General features: G+C 70.2%; 15 protein-coding genes. 5 read left to right on the top strand and 10 right to left on the bottom strand.

Annotated features, from left to right (window positions below):
- Nucleotide 1: 1 nt before the first annotated feature.
- A complete protein-coding gene (locus tag ACFQ9K_RS19155; RefSeq protein WP_378721478.1) occupies nucleotides 2–1717 on the bottom strand; it encodes an acyclic terpene utilization AtuA family protein in 1716 nt (571 codons plus the stop codon).
- Nucleotides 1718–1906: 189 nt separating this feature from the next.
- On the opposite strand from ACFQ9K_RS19155, the gene ACFQ9K_RS19150 reads away from it, so the two are divergent.
- The gene (locus ACFQ9K_RS19150) at nucleotides 1907–2065 is read left to right on the top strand and encodes a hypothetical protein (RefSeq protein ID WP_378721479.1); all 159 of its coding nucleotides are present in this window, start codon (nucleotides 1907–1909) and stop codon (nucleotides 2063–2065) included.
- Nucleotide 2066: 1 nt separating this feature from the next.
- Here ACFQ9K_RS19150 and ACFQ9K_RS19145 read toward each other — a convergent pair whose 3' ends face one another.
- From ACFQ9K_RS19145 to thiO, 6 genes are all read right to left on the bottom strand, one after another.
- On the bottom strand, nucleotides 2067–2990 hold the full coding sequence (locus ACFQ9K_RS19145) for an adenylate/guanylate cyclase domain-containing protein (protein ID WP_378721481.1): 924 nt from the start codon (nucleotides 2988–2990) through the stop codon (nucleotides 2067–2069).
- A gap of 405 nt (nucleotides 2991–3395) precedes the next feature.
- Nucleotides 3396–4157 (bottom strand): ABC transporter permease, encoded by a 762-nt coding sequence (locus tag ACFQ9K_RS19140; protein ID WP_378721482.1) that lies wholly within the window; start codon nucleotides 4155–4157, stop codon nucleotides 3396–3398.
- Complete coding sequence (locus ACFQ9K_RS19135; protein ID WP_378721483.1) at nucleotides 4157–5101, bottom strand: ABC transporter ATP-binding protein; 945 nt, start codon at nucleotides 5099–5101, stop codon at nucleotides 4157–4159. Before ACFQ9K_RS19135 ends, ACFQ9K_RS19140 begins: the two co-directional genes overlap by 1 nt.
- A gap of 144 nt (nucleotides 5102–5245) precedes the next feature.
- Entirely contained in the window at nucleotides 5246–6004 is a 759-nt protein-coding gene (locus ACFQ9K_RS19130) for a thiazole synthase (RefSeq protein ID WP_378721484.1), read from the bottom strand.
- On the bottom strand, nucleotides 5997–6215 hold the full coding sequence (thiS, locus tag ACFQ9K_RS19125) for a sulfur carrier protein ThiS (RefSeq protein ID WP_150400045.1): 219 nt from the start codon (nucleotides 6213–6215) through the stop codon (nucleotides 5997–5999). The genes ACFQ9K_RS19130 and thiS overlap by 8 nt, the downstream gene beginning before the upstream one ends.
- The gene (thiO, locus tag ACFQ9K_RS19120) at nucleotides 6212–7309 is read right to left on the bottom strand and encodes a glycine oxidase ThiO (protein ID WP_378721486.1); all 1098 of its coding nucleotides are present in this window, start codon (nucleotides 7307–7309) and stop codon (nucleotides 6212–6214) included. Before thiO ends, thiS begins: the two co-directional genes overlap by 4 nt.
- An 89-nt stretch (nucleotides 7310–7398) precedes the next feature.
- Between thiO and thiE the strand changes: the two genes are divergently transcribed.
- On the top strand, nucleotides 7399–8097 hold the full coding sequence (gene thiE, locus ACFQ9K_RS19115; RefSeq protein ID WP_378721487.1) for a thiamine phosphate synthase: 699 nt from the start codon (nucleotides 7399–7401) through the stop codon (nucleotides 8095–8097).
- A 36-nt stretch (nucleotides 8098–8133) separates the two neighbouring features.
- Here thiE and ACFQ9K_RS19110 read toward each other — a convergent pair whose 3' ends face one another.
- On the bottom strand, nucleotides 8134–8820 hold the full coding sequence (locus tag ACFQ9K_RS19110) for an NUDIX domain-containing protein (protein ID WP_378721489.1): 687 nt from the start codon (nucleotides 8818–8820) through the stop codon (nucleotides 8134–8136).
- Between the two features lie 180 nt (nucleotides 8821–9000).
- Between ACFQ9K_RS19110 and ACFQ9K_RS19105 the strand changes: the two genes are divergently transcribed.
- From ACFQ9K_RS19105 to ACFQ9K_RS19095, 3 genes are read left to right on the top strand one after another with little or no spacing between them, the layout of a single operon-like run.
- Complete coding sequence (locus ACFQ9K_RS19105; protein ID WP_378721490.1) at nucleotides 9001–10389, top strand: hypothetical protein; 1389 nt, start codon at nucleotides 9001–9003, stop codon at nucleotides 10387–10389.
- Nucleotides 10386–11354 (top strand): glutamate ABC transporter substrate-binding protein, encoded by a 969-nt coding sequence (locus ACFQ9K_RS19100; protein WP_378721491.1) that lies wholly within the window; start codon nucleotides 10386–10388, stop codon nucleotides 11352–11354. Before ACFQ9K_RS19105 ends, ACFQ9K_RS19100 begins: the two co-directional genes overlap by 4 nt.
- 6 nt (nucleotides 11355–11360) lie before the next feature.
- Nucleotides 11361–13967 carry a serine/threonine-protein kinase PknG gene (locus tag ACFQ9K_RS19095; RefSeq protein ID WP_378721492.1) on the top strand — a complete coding sequence of 869 codons (2607 nt, stop codon included), beginning with the start codon at nucleotides 11361–11363 and terminating at the stop codon, nucleotides 13965–13967.
- 252 nt (nucleotides 13968–14219) lie between these two features.
- Here ACFQ9K_RS19095 and ACFQ9K_RS19090 read toward each other — a convergent pair whose 3' ends face one another.
- On the bottom strand, nucleotides 14220–15428 hold the full coding sequence (locus ACFQ9K_RS19090; protein ID WP_378721493.1) for an acetate kinase: 1209 nt from the start codon (nucleotides 15426–15428) through the stop codon (nucleotides 14220–14222).
- A 101-nt stretch (nucleotides 15429–15529) separates the two neighbouring features.
- Nucleotides 15530–17602, bottom strand: a complete 2073-nt coding sequence (pta, locus tag ACFQ9K_RS19085; RefSeq protein WP_378721494.1) for a phosphate acetyltransferase — start codon at nucleotides 17600–17602, stop codon at nucleotides 15530–15532.
- Nucleotides 17603–17692 lie beyond the last annotated feature (90 nt).

Here is a 17692-nt window from a genome sequence, read left to right as displayed (position 1 = left end):
GTCATGGCAACAGCTCCAAAGGGATGTCGAGATGACGGGACCGCAGCCATTCGCCGAGCCCCTTGGCCTGCGGGTCGAAGCGCGCCTGATAGGCGACGCCCTGACCGAGTAGGCCTTCGATGATGAAGTTCACCGCCCGCAGGTTGGGCAGCACGTGCCTGGTGACCGTCAGCGCGGCCGCCTCGGGCAGCAGCTCCTTGACCCGCTCGACGGTGAGGGTGTTTGCCAGCCAACGCCATTGCTCGTCGGTGCGCACCCAGACCCCGATATTGGCGTTGCCGCCCTTGTCCCCGCTGCGGGCCAAGGCGATGACGCCGAGCGGGGCGCGCCGGGTTTCGCCGGCCGGCAACGGTTGCGGCAGTTCGGGTTCGGCGACCTCGGCGAGCGCCAGCGTGTCCGCGGCGGGCGCGATGTCGACCCTGGAGCCGTCCGGCAGCACCGCGACGTGCGGCACCGCGGTGGCCTCGACGAACCCCGGCGAGTACACGCCGTAGGGCGAACCGTTGCCGGGCATGGTGGTAAAGCTGCAGCCGGGGTAGCTGGCCAAGGCCAGTTCGACGGCCACGCTGGAGAACGCGCGGCCGACCTTGTTCGGGTCCTGGTCGCGCACCACGCAGCGCAGCAGCGCGCTGGCCTGCTCCTCGGTGTCGGCGTCCGGCCGGTCCAGTCGCGCGAGCGTCCAGTCCAGCTCGGCCGGTTTCACCGGCAGCCAGGACTCCAGCTGTCGTTGCGCCAGTGCGGCTTTCGCCTCGATGTCGAGTCCGGTGAGGATGAACTCCATCTCGTTGCGGAAGCCGCCGAGGGTGTTCAGCGACACCTTCAGCTCGGCCGGTGGCGCCTCGCCGACGACGCCGCTGATCAGCACCCGGTCCGGTCCGTCCGCGCTGAGCGCTATGGAGTCCAGCCGCGAGGTGACGTCGGGGCCCGCGTACCTGGCGCCCTGGATCTCGTACATGAGCTGCGCTTCGACGGTGTCCACCGTGACCGCGCCGCCGGTGCCCGCGTGCTTGGTGATGACACTGCTTCCGTCCCTGCGGATTTCGGCGATCGGGAAGCCCGGCCGGCCCAGATCGGGCAGCTCGGTGAAGAACGCGTAGTTGCCGCCGGTGGCCTGGGTGCTGCATTCGATCACGTGCCCGGCCACCACCGCGCCCGCCAGCGCGTCGTAATCGGTACGGCCCCAACCGAAGTGGGCCGCCGCCGGGCCGACGATCACCGAGGCGTCGGTGACCCGGCCGGTGACCACGATGTCCGCGCCCGCGTTCAGGCATTCGACGATGCCCCACGCGCCGAGGTAGGCGTTCGCGGTCAGCGGTGCGCCGAGGCCGAGTTCGCCTGCGCGCGCGACCAAGTCGTCGCCTTCGACGTGCGCGATCTTCGCGTCCAGGCCGAGGTCGGCGGCCACCTTGCGCAGCCGCTCGGCCAGCCCGGCCGGATTGAGACCGCCCGCGTTCGTGACGATCTGCACGTTGCGTTCCAGCGCGAGGCCGAGGCAGTCCTCGATCTGTTTGACGAAGGTCTTGGCGTAGCCGAGACTCGGATCCTTCATTCGGTCGCGGCCGAGGATCAGCATGGTGAGCTCGGCGAGGTAGTCGCCGGTGAGCACGTCGAGCTGCCCGCCCTCGAGCATCTCGCGCATGGCGCTCATTCGATCACCGTAGAAACCGGAACAGTTGCCGATCCGGAGCACGTCCGGGTCGGCGGCCAGCACACTCATCAGCGGGGATGCCTCCTGTAAACGGCGAACCGTCAGGGCACAGCCGCGTGCCGCACCCGTGAAGTCCGCGTTCCGAGGACCAGCATCACACCCCGGTCAGAAAAAAGCAAGCACGCGTGCTTGTTAATTGCCGAGGCGACCTCGGGGGCCGCGAACACGCAGCGCCGCACGCGCTGCAGAATAAGCACAGTGTCCACCGACGTCACTGTGATCATCCTGCTCGCGCTGGCCGGCTTCCTGCTCGGCGGCGTCTATTCGACCTGGAAAACCGCGCGCAAGTTCGCGATCCTGCTGGCGGTGTTGGCCGCGCTCGCCATCGCCGGCGCCGCGGCCTGGGGACTCGGCTGACTCACAGCTCGGAGAGCTTGAAGATGCGCAGGTCCTCGGGGACCCCGCTCAGCGGCGCGGCGAAGAAGCTGCGCCGGTAGGGCTTCACCGCGTGCCCCAGTTCGGCGAGGGTCTCCGGCTTCAGCGACCGCAACGTCGCCTCGGACAGCATGGTGTTGCCGTTGCCGCCCGCCTCCATCACCCTGGCCGCGATGGTGACGTCGACGCCGAGCCAGTCGCCGCCGATCTCCCGCGGCGAGCCGGTGTGCAGCCCGATCCGCATCTGCGGGCGGTAGTCGCGCACCTTGACCTCGGCCAGGTTGCGCTTGGCGTTGATCGCGGCGCGCACGGCCCGCTCGGCCGACGGGAACACGGCCATCACGCCGTCGCCCATCCGCTTGACCACCTGACCGCCCCGCTCGGCGATCGGCGGCTCGATGGCCTTGGCCACCCGGCGCAGCAACTCCAGCGTCGCCTCGTCGCCCGCGGACAGCGACCAGCTGGAGAAGGCCACCAGATCGGTGAACATCACAGTTACTTCCGCGCTACCTTTACCGCGGCCGACTCGTTCCAGCATCGCCTGCCAGACCTGGAGTGCGCCGAAGCCGATCTCCCTGGCCGCGCTCGGGGTGTCGCCGACGAGCTTGTCCGCGGCGCGGGCCACCGCGCGCGCACCACCCGGCCCGGTGACCGAGAGCGGGTCGCCGAACGAGGGATCACCGGGCAGCTGCTCGCGCGCCTTGCGGAGCACGCCGATGAAGTCCGTGCGGTTGTTCGCCGCGTTCATCAACGCGGACAGCTGGCCCTTGCGCAGGCCTGCCCCGGGGCGACGGATCGGTCCGTCCCCGTCCGCGGGCACCAGCGGGATCACGACCTCGGGCGGGAGGCCGTTTCGGTCTTCCGGCTCCGACCCGGGCGCAGCACCGCCGGAAGGTGTTTCGCTCACGCCCAGAGGGTATCTCAGCCGACCTGTCGTCGGCGGATCACTGATCATCGCCACCTGCTACCTCCCGACGGACGGAGCGGGCACAACATTGGGGCCGCCGATGGATAACGAGCTGGTTGCTGAGTCGAACTGTACTCGCGCATCCGGCCCGGATGAAGCGACCTGTTTCACAGTTTCCGGGATGTTCACATAGCCCATTGACCGGTAATAATGCGACCTCGCATGCCCGCGCTCCGTGCGCCCGAAAACGCCCGTCGGCCCGGCGCGAAGGGGATCGCACCGGGCCGAGGGTGACACCGTCCGCCGGGCAGTGGCGGGGCGGTGACGGGGCGCGCGGACCTCCCGACAAGGTCGGCGCCCCGAACCCGAGTGGCGAGGGAAGGCGACTCGGGTCGACTTGGGTCGCTACGCGTCGCGCTGGTTGATCATGATCAGCGCGGCGCCGTAGACGATCGCGGTGAAGCCGAGGAAGTAGAGCAGGCTGCCCCACGGACCCCAGTGCCAGTTGGCGCCGGACTCCGAGACGGCGAGGAAGTGGCTCGCGTTCTGGAAGGGCAGGAACGGTCCCACGTTGCGGCCGAAGCTGCCGAACGCGCCGAGCAGCGGCTCGATCAGCAAGGACCACAACACGATCAGCGAGATCGCGGCCGCGGACTGGCGGACCAGCACACCGACGCCGATCGCGACGGCGATCATCAGGAAGGCGTAGATCGGGATGCCGTAGACCGCCCGCCACTGCCCGTCCAGGGTCAGGTTCGCCGCGGGCGCGGACCCGCCGATGGCCTTGGCCACCCCGATGGCGAGGAAGGCGAGAATCGTGGTGAGCACCGCGCTGAAGACACCGACCAGCAGCGTCTTGGTGATCAGCACCTTGGTGCGATTGGGCACCGCCTGGAACGTCGTGCGGATCACGCCGAAGCGGTATTCGCTGGTCACGGTCAACGCGGCCATGATCATCAGGACCATCACGCCGAAACCGACGACGCCGGCGGTCGCGGTGCTCACGTCCAGCGTCGGCGTCCCCTCCCCGGGGTTGTCCCCCGCGGACTTGGTGACCAGCGCGAACAGCGCGGCCAGCCCGAGGGCGAGCGCGACCACGATGGCCGAGCACCACCAGGGCGACCTGGTCGAGGTGAGCTTGATTCGTTCTGCTGCCAGCACGCCCATCAGAGCGCACCTCCCATCGCCTGATCGACGCCTTCGCCGTGGTACTGCACCGCGCCCCCGGTCATCCGCATGAACGCCTCCTCCAGCGAAGCACGTTGCGGCGCAAGCTCGAACAGCGTGATCTCGTTCGCGCCGGCCAGCTTGCCCACCGCGTCGCTGGGCACGCCGGCCACCACGAGCGCGGGGCCGTCGGTGCCGGAGCCGTCCTCCCGCACGGTCATGCCGTTCGAGGTGAGCACGCTGCGCAACTGGTCGAGCTGCGGGCTGCGCACGCGCACCGACTGTTCGGAGGCGCGCTCGATGAATTCCTGTGTGGTGGTATCGGAGATGAGCTGGCCGCGGCCGATCACCACGAGGTGCTCGGCGGTCTGCGCCATCTCGGAGAGCAGGTGGCTGGAGACCAGCACGGTGCGGCCTTCTGCGGCCAGCCGCTGCATGAACCGGCGGATCCACAGGATGCCCTCCGGATCGAGGCCGTTGACCGGCTCGTCGAACAGCAGCACCTGCGGGTCGCCGAGCAGCGCACCGGCCAGGCCGAGCCGCTGGGACATGCCGAGCGAGAAGCCGCCCGCGGTCTTGCCCGCCACCTCGGACAGGCCGACCAGGCGCAGCACCTCCTCCACCCGGGACTTGGCGATGTCGTTGGAGGCGGCCATCCACTCGAGGTGAGCGCGCGCCGAACGGTTCGGATGCACCCACTTGGCGTCGAGCAGCGCGCCGACGGTGCGCAGCGGGTGGTCCAATTCGCGGTATGGCTTGCCCTGGATGAGCGCGGTGCCCGCGGTCGGCTTGTCCAACCCCAGGATCATGCGCATCGTCGTCGACTTACCGGCTCCGTTCGGGCCCAGGAACCCCGTCACCTGTCCGGGTCGAACGGTGAAGGATAGATCCTGAACGGCGACGGTCTGCCCGTAGTGCTTGGTCAGCCCTCTCAGCTCGATCATGGGGACCAGCCTGCCCGAAAATGCCGCGACGCGCGTCACTACAAAGTGTCGTGTTCGATCATCCTCAGGGATGACGGCTACCCCTACTACCGACGCGGCCACCCTGATAGACGTGCTGAGCGGCGGTTTCGGCCGGCGAACCGGTCAGAGCGCGGGTGAGGAAGCCTGTGCCCAGAATCGTTTCGGGATGCGCCCCGCCTGGCGCGCCAGATAGCCGGCGCGCACCGCGGCGGCCATGGCGGTCGCCATCAACTCCGGTTGCCTGGCCCTGGTCACCGCCGTGGCCAGCAGGACCGCCGAGCAGCCGAGTTCCATGGCCAGGGCGGCGTCGCTGGCGGTGCCGATGCCCGCGTCCAGGATCACCGGGACCTTGGCCTCGGCGACGATCATCTCGATGTTGTGCGGGTTGCCGATGCCGAGGCCGGTGCCGATCGGCGAACCGAGCGGCATCACCGCGACGCAGCCCGCGTCCTCCAGCCTGCGCGCGAGGATCGGATCGTCGGTGGTGTAGGGCAGCACGACGAAGCCGTCGTCGACGAGTTGCTCTGCGGCGGTGATCAACTCGATCGGGTCGGGCAGCAGGGTGCGCTCGTCGGCGACCACCTCGAGCTTGACCCAGTTGGTGTCGAGCGCCTCGCGGGCCAGCTGCGCGGTGAGCACCGCCTCGGCCGCGGTGCGACAGCCTGCCGTGTTGGGCAACGGCGCGATGTTCAAGCGCTTCAACAGATCCAGCACGCCGGTGCCGCCCGCGGCGTCCACCCGGCGCATGGCCACGGTGGTGAGCTCGGTGCCCGAGGCGACCAGCGCCTCCTCCAGCACGGCCAGGTTGTCCGCGCCGCCGGTGCCCATGATCAGTCGAGAACCGAACTCGCGGTCCGCGATCCGCAGCGGTGCCTCAGCCACCCTGGACCGCCGTCAGCACCTCGATCTGCCAGCCGCGACCGACCGGCTCGTCCCAGCGGGACTTGGGGAACACCGCGCCGTCCACCGCGAGCGCGATGCCCTGCGTCGGCAGTTCCAGGCGGCCGAGCAGCTCTCGGACGGTGAGGGTTTCGGCGAATTCGTGATCTGTGCCGTTCACGCTGACGCCGATGGGGACGGATGTCGAAGTCATCGAACTCCTCCTGCGGATGACGAAGGGGACGGCCGGTGGGCCGTCGTGAAGCGTTGCGGGTCGGCGGGTTCCGCCTCGGGCAACGGTGTTCCGGCGAGTTGGGCGAGGACCGCGTCGACGGTGAGCGGCAGGGTGAGCATGCCGTTGCGGCCGTTGCCGGTCGCCGCGATGACCCGGTCGCTGAGCCTGCCGAGCAACGGCAGGTTGTCCGGGGTGCCGGGGCGCGAACCGGCGCTCGCCTCGGCCAGCTCGTATTCGCCGATGCCGGGGAAGACGGCCTCGGCGTCGGCGATCAGGTCCCGGACGCCCGCGACGGTCACCGCGGTGTCGAAACCTGCCTCGTATTGGGTTGCGCCGACCACGATTCCGTCGGCGCGCGGCACCAGGTACATGGCCCGGCCGTGCACCCTGGCCCGGACCACGCGCTGCGGCGCCGGGGTGACGCCGGGACGGTGGCGCAGGCGCAGGATCTCGCCCTTGATCGGCCGGACCGGCAGCTCGGGCCACAGCCGGGCGGACGCCGCGCCGGCGGACAGGATGATCTGATCGTGGGCGAGAGTGTCCAGCGCGTCTACGGATTCGGCACGGATCTGCACCCCGGCGGCCGTCGCGGCCTTGCGGAGCGCGGCGACCAGGCGCCGATTATCGATCGCGGGTTCGGCGGGCGCGTGCAGTCCGGCGCGGACCGTGCGCGCGAGATTCGGTTCCAGCGCGCGGACGCCCGCCCGATCGAGGACCTGGAGTTCGTGACCGCGGCCGCCCACCCACTCGGCGACCGTGCGTAGGTCCGCGGCGTCGGCGGCATCCAGCGCGACGGTCAGTGTGGCGTCGGCCACGAACACCGATTGGCCGGTCGCGGTCTCGACCCGCGCGGCGAATTCCGGCCAGCGGGCCAGCGCGGCCGCCCCGAACGCGAGCACCCGGTCTTCGCCCGGCCAGCCCTCGGACAGCGGAGCGAGCATGCCGCCGGCTACCCACGAGGCGCCGGAGCCGACCGCCGGGTCGAACAGCGTGACCGACCAGCCCGCCTCGGCGGCCTGCCAGGCCACCCCGAGCCCGATGACGCCGCCACCAACGACGGCCAGCGTCCGCATCCTCTTCCACCTGCCTCTGTCTCCGATGCGCGGCGTTCGCGTGGCGCCGCCGTTCGCTTCCCCACGGTAGCGCGGCTACGGTCGAGGACGTGCAACCCTCCCATCCTGCCCGACCCGCATCGCCCCGGGAGCGCCTGGCCTCCGCTCGCCTCTATCTCTGTACCGACGCCAGACGGGACAGGGGCGATCTGGCCAAGTTCGCCGAAGCGGCGTTCGCGGGCGGGGTCGACATCATCCAGCTCCGGGACAAGGGTTCGCCCGGTGAGGCGAAGTTCGGACCGCTGGAGGCGCGCGCCGAGCTCGGCGCGCTGGCCGAGCTGAAGGCCGCCGCCCGCAGGCACGGCGCGCTGGTCGCGGTGAACGACCGCGCGGATATCGCGCTGGCCGCGGGCGCCGACGTGCTGCACCTCGGGCAGGGCGATCTGCCGCCCTGGTACGCCCGGCGCATCCTCGGCCAGGACGTGGTGATCGGACGCTCCACGCACAATCGCGCGCAGGCCGGGCTGGCCGCGATCGACGAACACATCGATTACTTCTGCACCGGTCCGGTCTACCCGACCCCGACCAAGCCGGGACGGCAGGCGGCCGGCCTCGAGCTGGTGCGCTCCACCGCCGACGCGCACCCGACCAGGGCCTGGTTCGCGATCGGCGGGATCGACGCGGACAACCTGCCCGACGTGCTCGCGGCCGGCGCCAACCGCATCGTCGTGGTGCGGGCGATCACCGAGGCGCGGGACCCCGAAGCCGCGGCGCGGCAACTCAAGACGGCGCTGCTCGCCAACGGATAACCGATGGCCGGGCAGCCGATCGGGCGGATTCCGCGGTCAGGACAGGACCTGGCCGCGGGTGAGCGAGACCACCGCCGTGCCGTTGTCCGGAACGGGTTCGGCCGGCGGGGCGCTCGCCTCCTGGCCGACGATGCGCGCGTAGCCGCCGGGCCCATCGGGGTCGGCATGCAGCCAGAAGAAGCCCTGCTCCGCCAGATCGACGGTTCGCGGCAGTGCGGCGGCGACGGCCCGGTCTTCGGCGAGTTCGTCCAGACAGACCCGGGCGGGCGCGGCACGCAACGCGGGCCAGGCGGCCGCGAAACCCGGATGCAGCAGCCTGGCGTCGACCTCGGCCTCCGGGATCCACGCGACCTCGGAGCTCTCCCGGTTCCGGATGGTCGGCAAGGTCAGCACGGCGTCGGCGATCACGGTGGTGTAGGTCCAGCCGCTCGGCGCGGACGCGGTCACCCGCTCGCCGCGCACCCGGACGTCGGCGGGATCGATCCCCGCCTCCTCCCACGCCTCGCGCACCGCGGCATGCACCGGGGTCTCGTGGCTGTCGCGGGCTCCGCCCGGCAGCGCCCAGGTGCCACCCTGATGACTCCAGGGCGCGCGATGCTGCATCAGGACGGCCGAGCCGCCGCCGGCCAGCGGGGCGCGCAGCAGCAATCCGGCGGCGCCGAACCGGCCCCAACGCCGCAACCCACCGGGGTCGCGCGACCACCCGTCACCGTCACCACGCATCTGCTACCCATCCTCGATCTGCCGCCGCCGGGCCGCGTCCCGCTGCCAAGCAGGGGTATTTCACACGCCGCGGCACCGCTACGACCACAATAAACTCCGCAACGACAGACACGGGGTGACCGTTTATCCGGTCGGTCCGTCGAGAAATCCGCGAATGCGGCCCAGACTGGGGAGGTGGACATGGCTCGGATCGAGCAGGCGACGGCGGTGCTGCGGCCCTCGCCCACCGCCGAGCTCGCCGCGCGGGACAGTCCAGGCGCGCTGCGAGCCGCCTTCGTGCGCGAGCAGTTCGACCCGGCCCGGCTGCGCCTGTTCGCCGCCTCCTCGCCCGGCCGGCTGATCGCGATCGGGCTGCTGCTCATCACGGTCTGCGTGGCCGCGGGCTGGGTGACCGGCGCGACCGTCGGCGACCGGCAGCAGACGCTGAACGTGCTGCTCGACGACACCGAGCCGGACGCGTACTCCGCGCATCGCCTCTACACCTCGCTGTCCATCGCGGACGCCGCGGCGAGCACCGCGTTCATCTCCGGCGGCCTGGAGCCGCAGGCGGTGCGCGATCGCTACAGCCAGGCGATCGGCGAGGCCGCCGCGGAGCTGGTCGCGGAGACCGGCCGGGCCTCGGGCACCGCGCCGAGCCGGATCGACAACACCGATACCCAGTTGCGCACCGGGATCGCCACCAGCCTGCCGGTGTACACCGGGGTGGTGGAGACGGCGCGGGCGAACAATCGCAGCGGATACCCGGTCGGCGCCGCCTATTTGAGCGAGGCGTCCAACCAGATGCAGACCACCGTGTTGCCGATGGCCGAGGAACTGCAGAACCGGCGGCAGGCGGCGGTGACCGAGGCGCAGCGCAATCACGTCCGGCCGCCGTGGACCGCCATCGTGCTGGTGGTCCTCGCGCTGGTCGCGCTGGTGTGGGCCCAGATCGATCTGGCCAAACGGTGGCGCAGGGTGCTCAATCCCGGGCTGCTGCTCGCGTCGGCGGCGGTGCTGATCCTGTTGACCTGGACCGTGATCGCGGGCGCGGTGTCGGCCACCTCGATGATCCACGGCCGCGACGACGGCGCGGTGCCCGCCTCCCGGCTCACCGAGAGCCGGATCCTGGCCCAGCAGGCCCGTTCGGCGGAAACGCTGAAGCTGGTCAGCCGGGACGCGACCGGCGACTTCGACCGGACCTACGACGCGAACATCGCCCGCCTCGCCGACCTGCTCGGCGGCTACCCGAGTTCCGCGCCCGCCGCCGACGACGTGCGCAATGCCATTCCGGCACTGGGCCGTTGGCGGGTCGCGCACCAGCGCATGAACGACACGCTGGCCCGCGGCGACTTCAACGGCGCGGCGGCGGTGGCCACCGGACCGGGTGCGGCCGATGTCGCGGCGCAGGTGGACGCACTGGACAAGGCACTGGAGCAGGGCATCGACAAGACACGGAACACATTGCGCGACAAAATCTCCCAGGCAGCGCAGGTGCTCGCCTTCATGGGTCCCGGCGCGCTGGTGCTCGGCATCGTCGCGGCGGCCTGCGTCGGGCTTGGCCTGTGGCCTCGACTGCGGGAGTACCGATGAGGGCCCGGCACTGCCTGGTCGCCGTCGCACTCGCCACCGTCGCGCTGGTCGGCGGCTGTAGCACCGGCGCGCCGACGTCGCTGCCGAGCAGCACGGCCAAGTACACCGAACCGCCGCTGCCCGCGAAAGTCATTCCGGTGCTGACGGATTCGCCGACGCCGACGGCCGCGCCCGCGCAGTGCGGCGATCCGACGGCGAGCCTGCGCCCGAGCACCGCGGGCGGGCCGACCATCGACGCGATCCGGGCCCGCGGCCGGCTGGTGGTCGGGCTGGACGCGGGCAGCAACCTGTTCAGCTTCCGTGATCCGACCTCCGGCGCCATCGTCGGCTTCGACCCGGACATCGCCAGGGAGGTCGCCCGCGACCTGCTCGGCAGCCCGGACCTGATCGAATATCGCACCCTCGGCTCGGCCGACCGGGAACGCGCGCTGCAGAACCGCGAGGTGGACATCGTGGTGAAGACGATGACGATCAATTGTGAACGGCGCCAGAAGGTTACGTTCTCCACCGTCTACCTGCGCTCCAACCAGCGGGTGCTCGCGATGAAGAACTCCGGGATCAACGGCATCGCCGATCTCGCGGGCAAGCGGGTGTGCATCGTGCGCGGCACCACCTCGCTGGACCACATGCGCCACGACCAGCCCGCCGCCACCATCCTGACCGTGCCGACCTGGGCCGACTGCCTGGTGGTGTTGCAGCAGCGCCAGGTCGACGCCGCGAGCACCGACGACTCCATCCTGGCCGGGCTGGCCGCGCAGGACCCGTACACGCAGGTGGTCGGCGACAGCATCAGCGTCGAGCCGTACGGCATCGGCATCCCCAAGGGCGACGACGATCTGGTGCGCTTCGTGAACAGCACGCTGGAGCGGATTCGCAACGACGGCACCTGGGATCGCATCTATCGCCAGTGGCTGACCGTGCTCGGCCCGTCCCCCGGTCCGCCCGCCCCGAGTTACGTGGATTGACGGCCGATGAACACAGCGGACGACGCCACCCCCGACGCGGACGAAGCCGCCGCCGCGCCCGCGGCCGGGGACGAGCCGGTTCCTACCGAATTATCCCGGGGTCGACGGCCTGCGCCGAGCGAGGCGAACGACGAGTCCGTCGAACCGGCACGCACCGAACTGACCCCGGGCCGCCAACGCGCCTCACGCAGGCCGGGCGACGGGACCGTCGAACCGGCACACACCGAGCTGACCCGAGGCCGCCGACCCGCCCCCGGCAAGGCGGACGACGAGACCGGAGAACCGGCACGCACCGAACTGACACAAGGCCGCCGGCCCGCCTCGAGTAAGGCGGACGACGAGTCCGAAGAGCCGGTACACACCGAGCTGGCGCTGGGTAGCCGGCCGACGCCCAGTCAGGCGGCGTCGGCCGAAACCATCATCGGCGCTTGGCGAACCGACTCCGAACCGGACTCCGCGGCGACGATGCGGACCTCGGGCCGGAGCGTGCGCACGGCCCGCTCCCGGCCCACGATGCGCAAGCTCGGCGGCGGGCTGGTGCCGATCCCGACGGTCGAACCGGCCGACCCGCGGGCCGCCGTGCTGGTCGATCCCGTTGTCTCCGAAGGCAAACGGTTCTGCTGGCGATGCGGCAATCCGGTCGGCCGAGCCACCGCCATCCGGCCCGCGATGTCCACCGGCACCTGCGATACCTGCGGCGCCCCTTACGATTTCCGGCCGTCGCTGCACGAGGGCGACGTGGTGTCCGGCCAGTACGAGGTGCAGGGGTGCATCGCGCACGGCGGGCTCGGCTGGATCTATCTGGCGATCGACCGCAATGTCAGCGATCGCTGGGTGGTGCTCAAGGGCCTGCTGCACACCGGCGACGCCGAGGCCCAGGCGGTCGCCGTCGCCGAGCGCCAGTTCCTCGCCGAGGTCGCGCACGCCAGCATCGTCAAGATCCACAACTTCGTCGAGCACACCGATCAGGACGGTGCGCCGATCGGCTACATCGTCATGGAGTACGTGGGCGGGCGGTCGCTGCGCGAGATCCTCAACTCCTATCCCCGCCCGTACCGGATGCCGGTCGCCGAGGCGATCGCCTACCTGCTGGAGATCCTGCCCGCGCTGGAGTATCTGCATTCGATCGGACTGACCTACAACGACCTCAAGCCGGACAACATCATGGTGACCGAGGATCAGGTGAAGCTGATCGATCTCGGCGCGGTCGCGACCATCGAGTCGTACGGAAATCTGTACGGCACCAGAGGATTCCAGGCCCCTGAGATCGCGAAGACCGGACCTACCGTCGCGTCGGACATCTATACCGTCGGGCGCACGCTGGCCGTGCTCACGCTCGAGATGCCGATGGAGCAGGGCCGCTATCTGGACGGCATCCCGGACCCCGCGGACCACCCCGTGCTGGCGCGTTACGAGTTCTTCCATCGGCTGCTGCTGTGCGCGACCGATCCGGACCCGGATCGCCGGTTCCCTTCCGCCCGAGCCATGTCCGCGCAGCTGTCCGGGGTGCTGCGGGAGATCCTCGCGCTGGAGACCGGCACCGAGCATCCGCAGTTGTCGACGGTGTTCAGCCCGCCGCGGGCCAGCTTCGGCACCGAGGAACTGATCCGCCAGACCGACGCGTACGCCGACGGACGGGCCCGCAGCAAGCAGCTGGAGGCCAGGGATGTGGTTGCGGCACTGCCCATTCCGCTGCTCGACTCGGCGGACCCGTCGGCGCCGCTGCTGGCCACCACGGTGCACGCCGAACCAGCCGAGTCGCTGGCGGCGTTACAGGCGGCCAAGGAACGCGCCGAGACCGATCCGGAGAACGCGCCGGAGACCCTGGACCTGGAGCTCCGGCTGGCCGAGGCGCGGGTCCGGCTCGATCTCGGCGAGTCGTCCTCGGTGCTGCATCTGCTCACCCGATTACCCGAAAACGATTGGCGGGTCAGCTGGTATCGCGGCCTCGCCCTGCTGCTCGATGTGGAGTACGAGCAGGCGTTCGCCAGCTTCGACGACGTGCTGCGGGTGCTGCCCGGCGAGATCGGGCCCAAGCTCGCGCTGGCCGCGACCGCGGAACTCGTACTGCAACAGTGGGATTCGCCCGATCCGGAGCAGTGGCGAGCCTACGCGGAGAAATTCTACGACACCGTCTGGCGCACCGATCGCGCGGTGGTGAGCGCGGCCTTCGGGCTCGCGCGACAACTGGCCGCGGTCGATCGAGTGGCCGACGCGGTGCACGCGCTCGACGAAGTACCGGCCGCGTCGAGGCATTTCACCACCGCCAGGATGACCGCGGTGCTGCTGTTGCTCACCGCCGCCCCGGTGGCCGAACTCGAGGAATCCACCCTGCATGTCGCCGCGTCCCGGGTGTCGAGCCTGCCGACCGGCGAGGGGCGGGCGGTCCAGATGCGGGTCCTCGTGCTCGGCGCCGCGCTGGCCTGGTTGCAGGCGGGCAATACGCCGAAGCGTTCCGACGCAACGCTGTTCGGCGCGCCCTTCACCGAACGCTGCCTGCGCGAGGGGACCGAGGCGGGCCTGCGCGCCCTCGCCCGCAGTGCCCCTGGCCGCAACCACCGCTACGCCCTGGTCGACCTGGCCAATTCGATCCGCGCCAAGACCTGGGTGTAGACCACTCACGAAATACTCACGATGGGTTCGGCAGAATCTCTGTCGGATCAGGTTCGCGCAGTCACATCGAGACCCGCACCGGACCACCGCATGTCACCGGGACCGCGATGCCCTCGCCACTCCCGGGATAGGTCGCCGGACTGCCCTCCGGGGACCGCGCGGTGCGCGGGACCGTCCCGATGTGCCTGCCACAGCGGCAGATCCGGCCCGGTCGGCCTTCCCTCCCGACCGGGCTTTGCCGCATCTCGGGGATCAGCCGGCCGCGGCGACGCGGTGCGCCGCCCTGGCGATGGCCAGTTCTTCGTTGGTCGGCACGACCAGCACCGCCACCCGCGCGTCCGGCGGCGAAATGCGGCGGGCGGCACGGGATTTCGCGGTGTTGGCGGCGGGATCGACCTCGATGCCGAACTCGGCCAGCTCGGCCAGGGCGTCGGCGCGAACCTGCGGGCTGTTCTCCCCGACGCCCGCGGTGAAGGTGATGGCGTCGACTCCGCCGAGGTCGATCAGGTAGGCGCCGAGGTAGCGGCGCAGGCGGTGAATGTAGACGTCGTAGGCGAGTTTCGCCGCGGCGTCGCCCTTTTCGATCAGGCCCTGGAGTTCGCGGAAGTCGTTGACGCCGGACAGGCCCTTGATGCCGGAGTCGCGGTTGAGCAGGGTGTCGATCTGATCGATGTCGAGATCGGCCGAACGCACGAGGTGCGCGATGATGCCCGGATCGATGTCACCGGACCGGGTGCCCATCACCAAGCCCTCCAAGGGGGTCAGGCCCATGGTGGTGTCGGTCGGGCGGCCGCCGCGGATCGCCGAGGCCGAGGCGCCGTTACCCAGGTGGAAGACGATCTGATTCAGGCCGGCCGGATCGCGACCGAGGAACTCGGCCACCTGGCCGGACACGTACTCGTGCGAGGTGCCGTGGAAGCCGTACTTCCGAATACCATGCGCGGCAGCGACTTTCGCGTCTATAGCATAGGTCTTGGCGGCGTCGGGCAGCCCGTGGAAGAACGCGGTGTCGAACACCGCCACCTGCGGCACGTCCGGCAGCAGTGCGCGCGCGCTCTCGATCCCCGCCACATTCGCCGGATTATGCAGTGGGGCAAGCGAAGACAGTTCGGTAATGGCCGCGACGACGTCGTCATCGATCAGCGTCGGCCGATAGAACACCTCACCGCCGTGCACCACCCGATGCCCGACCGCGCGGACCCCGGCATCCGCCAGATCGTGTCCGGTCTCGGCGAACATGTCGAAGATCAGCCGCAGGCCCGCGGTGTGATCGGCGACGGGGCCGCGCCGCTCGGTGGTCGCGCCGTCGGCCTGATGCTCGATTCCGGCGTTGCGCTCGCCGATCCGGTCGACCATGCCGGACGCGGTCACCGCGCCCGACTCCGGGTCCAGGAGTTGGTATTTGATCGACGACGAGCCGGAATTGATCACCAGCACCAGGTCGTCGGCAGCCTCAATCATCACGCCTCCCGTGTTCGGCGGTGTTCCCGCACTCCCTCAGCAACCACGCGGGCGAACCACCTGTTCCGCGCCGCGAACCGGCTGTGTCGCGATAGACACCGTCACTCACCCTGCGCCTGGATCGCGGTGATCGCCACGGTGTTGACGATGTCGGCGACCAACGCGCCGCGGGAGAGATCGTTGACCGGTTTGCGCAGGCCCTGCAGCACCGGGCCGATGGCGATCGCGCCCGCGCTGCGCTGCACCGCCTTGTAGGTGTTGTTACCGGTATTGAGATCGGGAAACACGAATACCGTTGCCTTACCGGCCACTTCGGAATCGGGCAGCTTGGTCGTCGCCACGGTCGGCTCGATCGCCGCGTCGTACTGGATCGGACCCTCCACCGGCAGTTGCGGCGCCCGTTCCCGGACCAGCTTGGTCGCCACCCGCACCTTGTCCACGTCCGCGCCGCTGCCGGACTCGCCGGTGGAGTAGGACAGCATGGCGATCCGCGGCTCGATGCCGAACCGGGCCGCGGTGGCCGCCGAGGAGATGGCGATGTCGGCCAGCTGCTCGGAGGTCGGATCGGGCACCACCGCGCAGTCGCCGTAGGCGAGCACCCGATCGGCCAGGCACATCAGGAACACGCTGGACACGGTGGCGACGCCGGGCACCGTCTTGATGATCTCGAACGACGGCCGGATGGTGTGCGCCGTGGTGTGCGCGGCGCCGGAGACCATGCCGTCGGCAATCCCCCGGTAGACCATCATCGTGCCGAAATACGAGATGTCGGCCATGGTTTCGCGGGCGCGCTCGACGGTCATCCCCTTGTGCTTGCGCATCTGCGCGTACTCCTCGGCGAATTCGTCCAGGTGACCGGAGGTTTGGGGATCGAGCACCTGCGCGGCGGAGATGTCGACGCCGAGTTCGGCGGCGCGGGCGCGAATCGACGACTCGTCGCCGAGGATGACCAGGTCGGCGATCTTGCGTTGCAGCACCCGCCCGGCCGCGCGCAGGACCCGGTCGTCGTCGCCCTCGGGCAGCACGATGCGCTTGCGGTCGCCCCTGGCGCGTTCGATGAGCTGGTACTCGAACATCTGCGGCGTGACCACGTTGGTGAGCGGAACCTCGATGCGGCGCAACAACTCCGCCGCGTCGACGTGCTCCTCCATCAGCGCGAGCGCGGTGTCGACCTTGCGCGGGCTACCCGCCGACATGCGGCCGCGGGTGCGGTAGGCGGCGCTCGCGGTGTCGTAGGTGCCGAGCTCGGTGGTGAGGATCGGCAGCTTCGGCTTCAGGCCGCTCATCAGCCGGGCGACCGCGGGATGGGGCAGCATGCCGCCGTTCATGATGATGCCGGACAGCGACGGAAAGCCCTCGGCCTCATGCGCGTTCACCACACTGAGCAGCACGTCGGAGCGGTCACCGGGGGCGATCACCACGACGCCGTCGACCAGCCGCTCCAGAATGTGTTCGGCGGTCATGCCGCCGACCATGATCTTCAGCGCCTCGCGTTGCAGCAATTCCTGGTCGCCGCTGTACATTTCGCCGTCGATGGCGCTGCAGAGTTCGGCCATGGTCGGCGAGATCAGCAGCGGCACCTCGGGCAGCGTCCAGGTCGGCACCTGGAAGGCCCGCAACGTGGCGGCGACGTCGTCGATGCGGTCCGGGTCGCAGCGATTGGCGATGATCGCGACCAGTTGCGCGTGTTCGAGAACCAGCTCGCTCTCACACAGCTCAGCCAGCTGCTTCACCTCGGCGGGCGTGCGGCCGGAGCCGCGCACCACCAGCAGCACGGGCGCGCCGAGATTCACCGCGATGCGGGCGTTGAAGCGCAGCTCGCTGGGGCTGGCGACATCGGTGTAATCGCTGCCGACCACCACGACCGCGTCGCACACCTTCGCGACCTCGTGGAAGCGCATCACGATCTCGCTGATCGCGGCGTCCGGATCGGCGTGCACCTGCTCGTAGGTGACGCCGGTGGCCTGCGCGTAGTCGATGTCGGCGGTGCTGTGCTCGAGCAGCAACTCGAGGATGTAGTCGGGTTCGGTGGTCGACCGGGTGATCGGCCGGAACACGCCGACCCGCGCGGTGGTCGCGCACAGCATCTGCAACACCCCGAGCGCCACCGTCGACTTCCCGGTGTCCCCTTCGGGCGAGGCGATATAGACGGTGGACGGAGCGTGATCGGCCATGCCCCAGAGCTTAGTGAATAAGCGGCTAACCGGGCTGCTCCGCGAGACGGTCGTCACCAGCGGGCCGGAAACGATCGGCCGCTATAGTCC

The sequence above is a fragment of the Nocardia sp. NPDC056564 genome, assembly GCF_042793755.1.
In the GTDB taxonomy this organism is placed as follows: Bacteria; Actinomycetota; Actinomycetes; order Mycobacteriales; family Mycobacteriaceae; genus Nocardia.
Note: the sequence above shows the minus strand (reverse complement) of the source record. Positions and strands in the feature narration are given on the sequence as shown.

Coding starts and splice junctions, on each gene's coding strand:
- ACFQ9K_RS19155 (WP_378721478.1), bottom strand. CDS start 1,717: ATGAGTGTGCTGGCCGCCGACCCGGACGTGCTCCGGATCGGCAACTGT.
- ACFQ9K_RS19140 (WP_378721482.1), bottom strand. CDS start 4,157: ATGGGCGTGCTGGCAGCAGAACGAATCAAGCTCACCTCGACCAGGTCG.
- ACFQ9K_RS19135 (WP_378721483.1), bottom strand. CDS start 5,101: ATGATCGAGCTGAGAGGGCTGACCAAGCACTACGGGCAGACCGTCGCC.
- thiS (WP_150400045.1), bottom strand. CDS start 6,215: ATGACTTCGACATCCGTCCCCATCGGCGTCAGCGTGAACGGCACAGAT.
- thiO (WP_378721486.1), bottom strand. CDS start 7,309: ATGCGGACGCTGGCCGTCGTTGGTGGCGGCGTCATCGGGCTCGGGGTG.
- ACFQ9K_RS19110 (WP_378721489.1), bottom strand. CDS start 8,820: ATGCGTGGTGACGGTGACGGGTGGTCGCGCGACCCCGGTGGGTTGCGG.
- ACFQ9K_RS19105 (WP_378721490.1), top strand. CDS start 9,001: ATGGCTCGGATCGAGCAGGCGACGGCGGTGCTGCGGCCCTCGCCCACC.
- ACFQ9K_RS19100 (WP_378721491.1), top strand. CDS start 10,386: ATGAGGGCCCGGCACTGCCTGGTCGCCGTCGCACTCGCCACCGTCGCG.
- ACFQ9K_RS19095 (WP_378721492.1), top strand. CDS start 11,361: ATGAACACAGCGGACGACGCCACCCCCGACGCGGACGAAGCCGCCGCC.
- ACFQ9K_RS19090 (WP_378721493.1), bottom strand. CDS start 15,428: ATGATTGAGGCTGCCGACGACCTGGTGCTGGTGATCAATTCCGGCTCG.
- pta (WP_378721494.1), bottom strand. CDS start 17,602: ATGGCCGATCACGCTCCGTCCACCGTCTATATCGCCTCGCCCGAAGGG.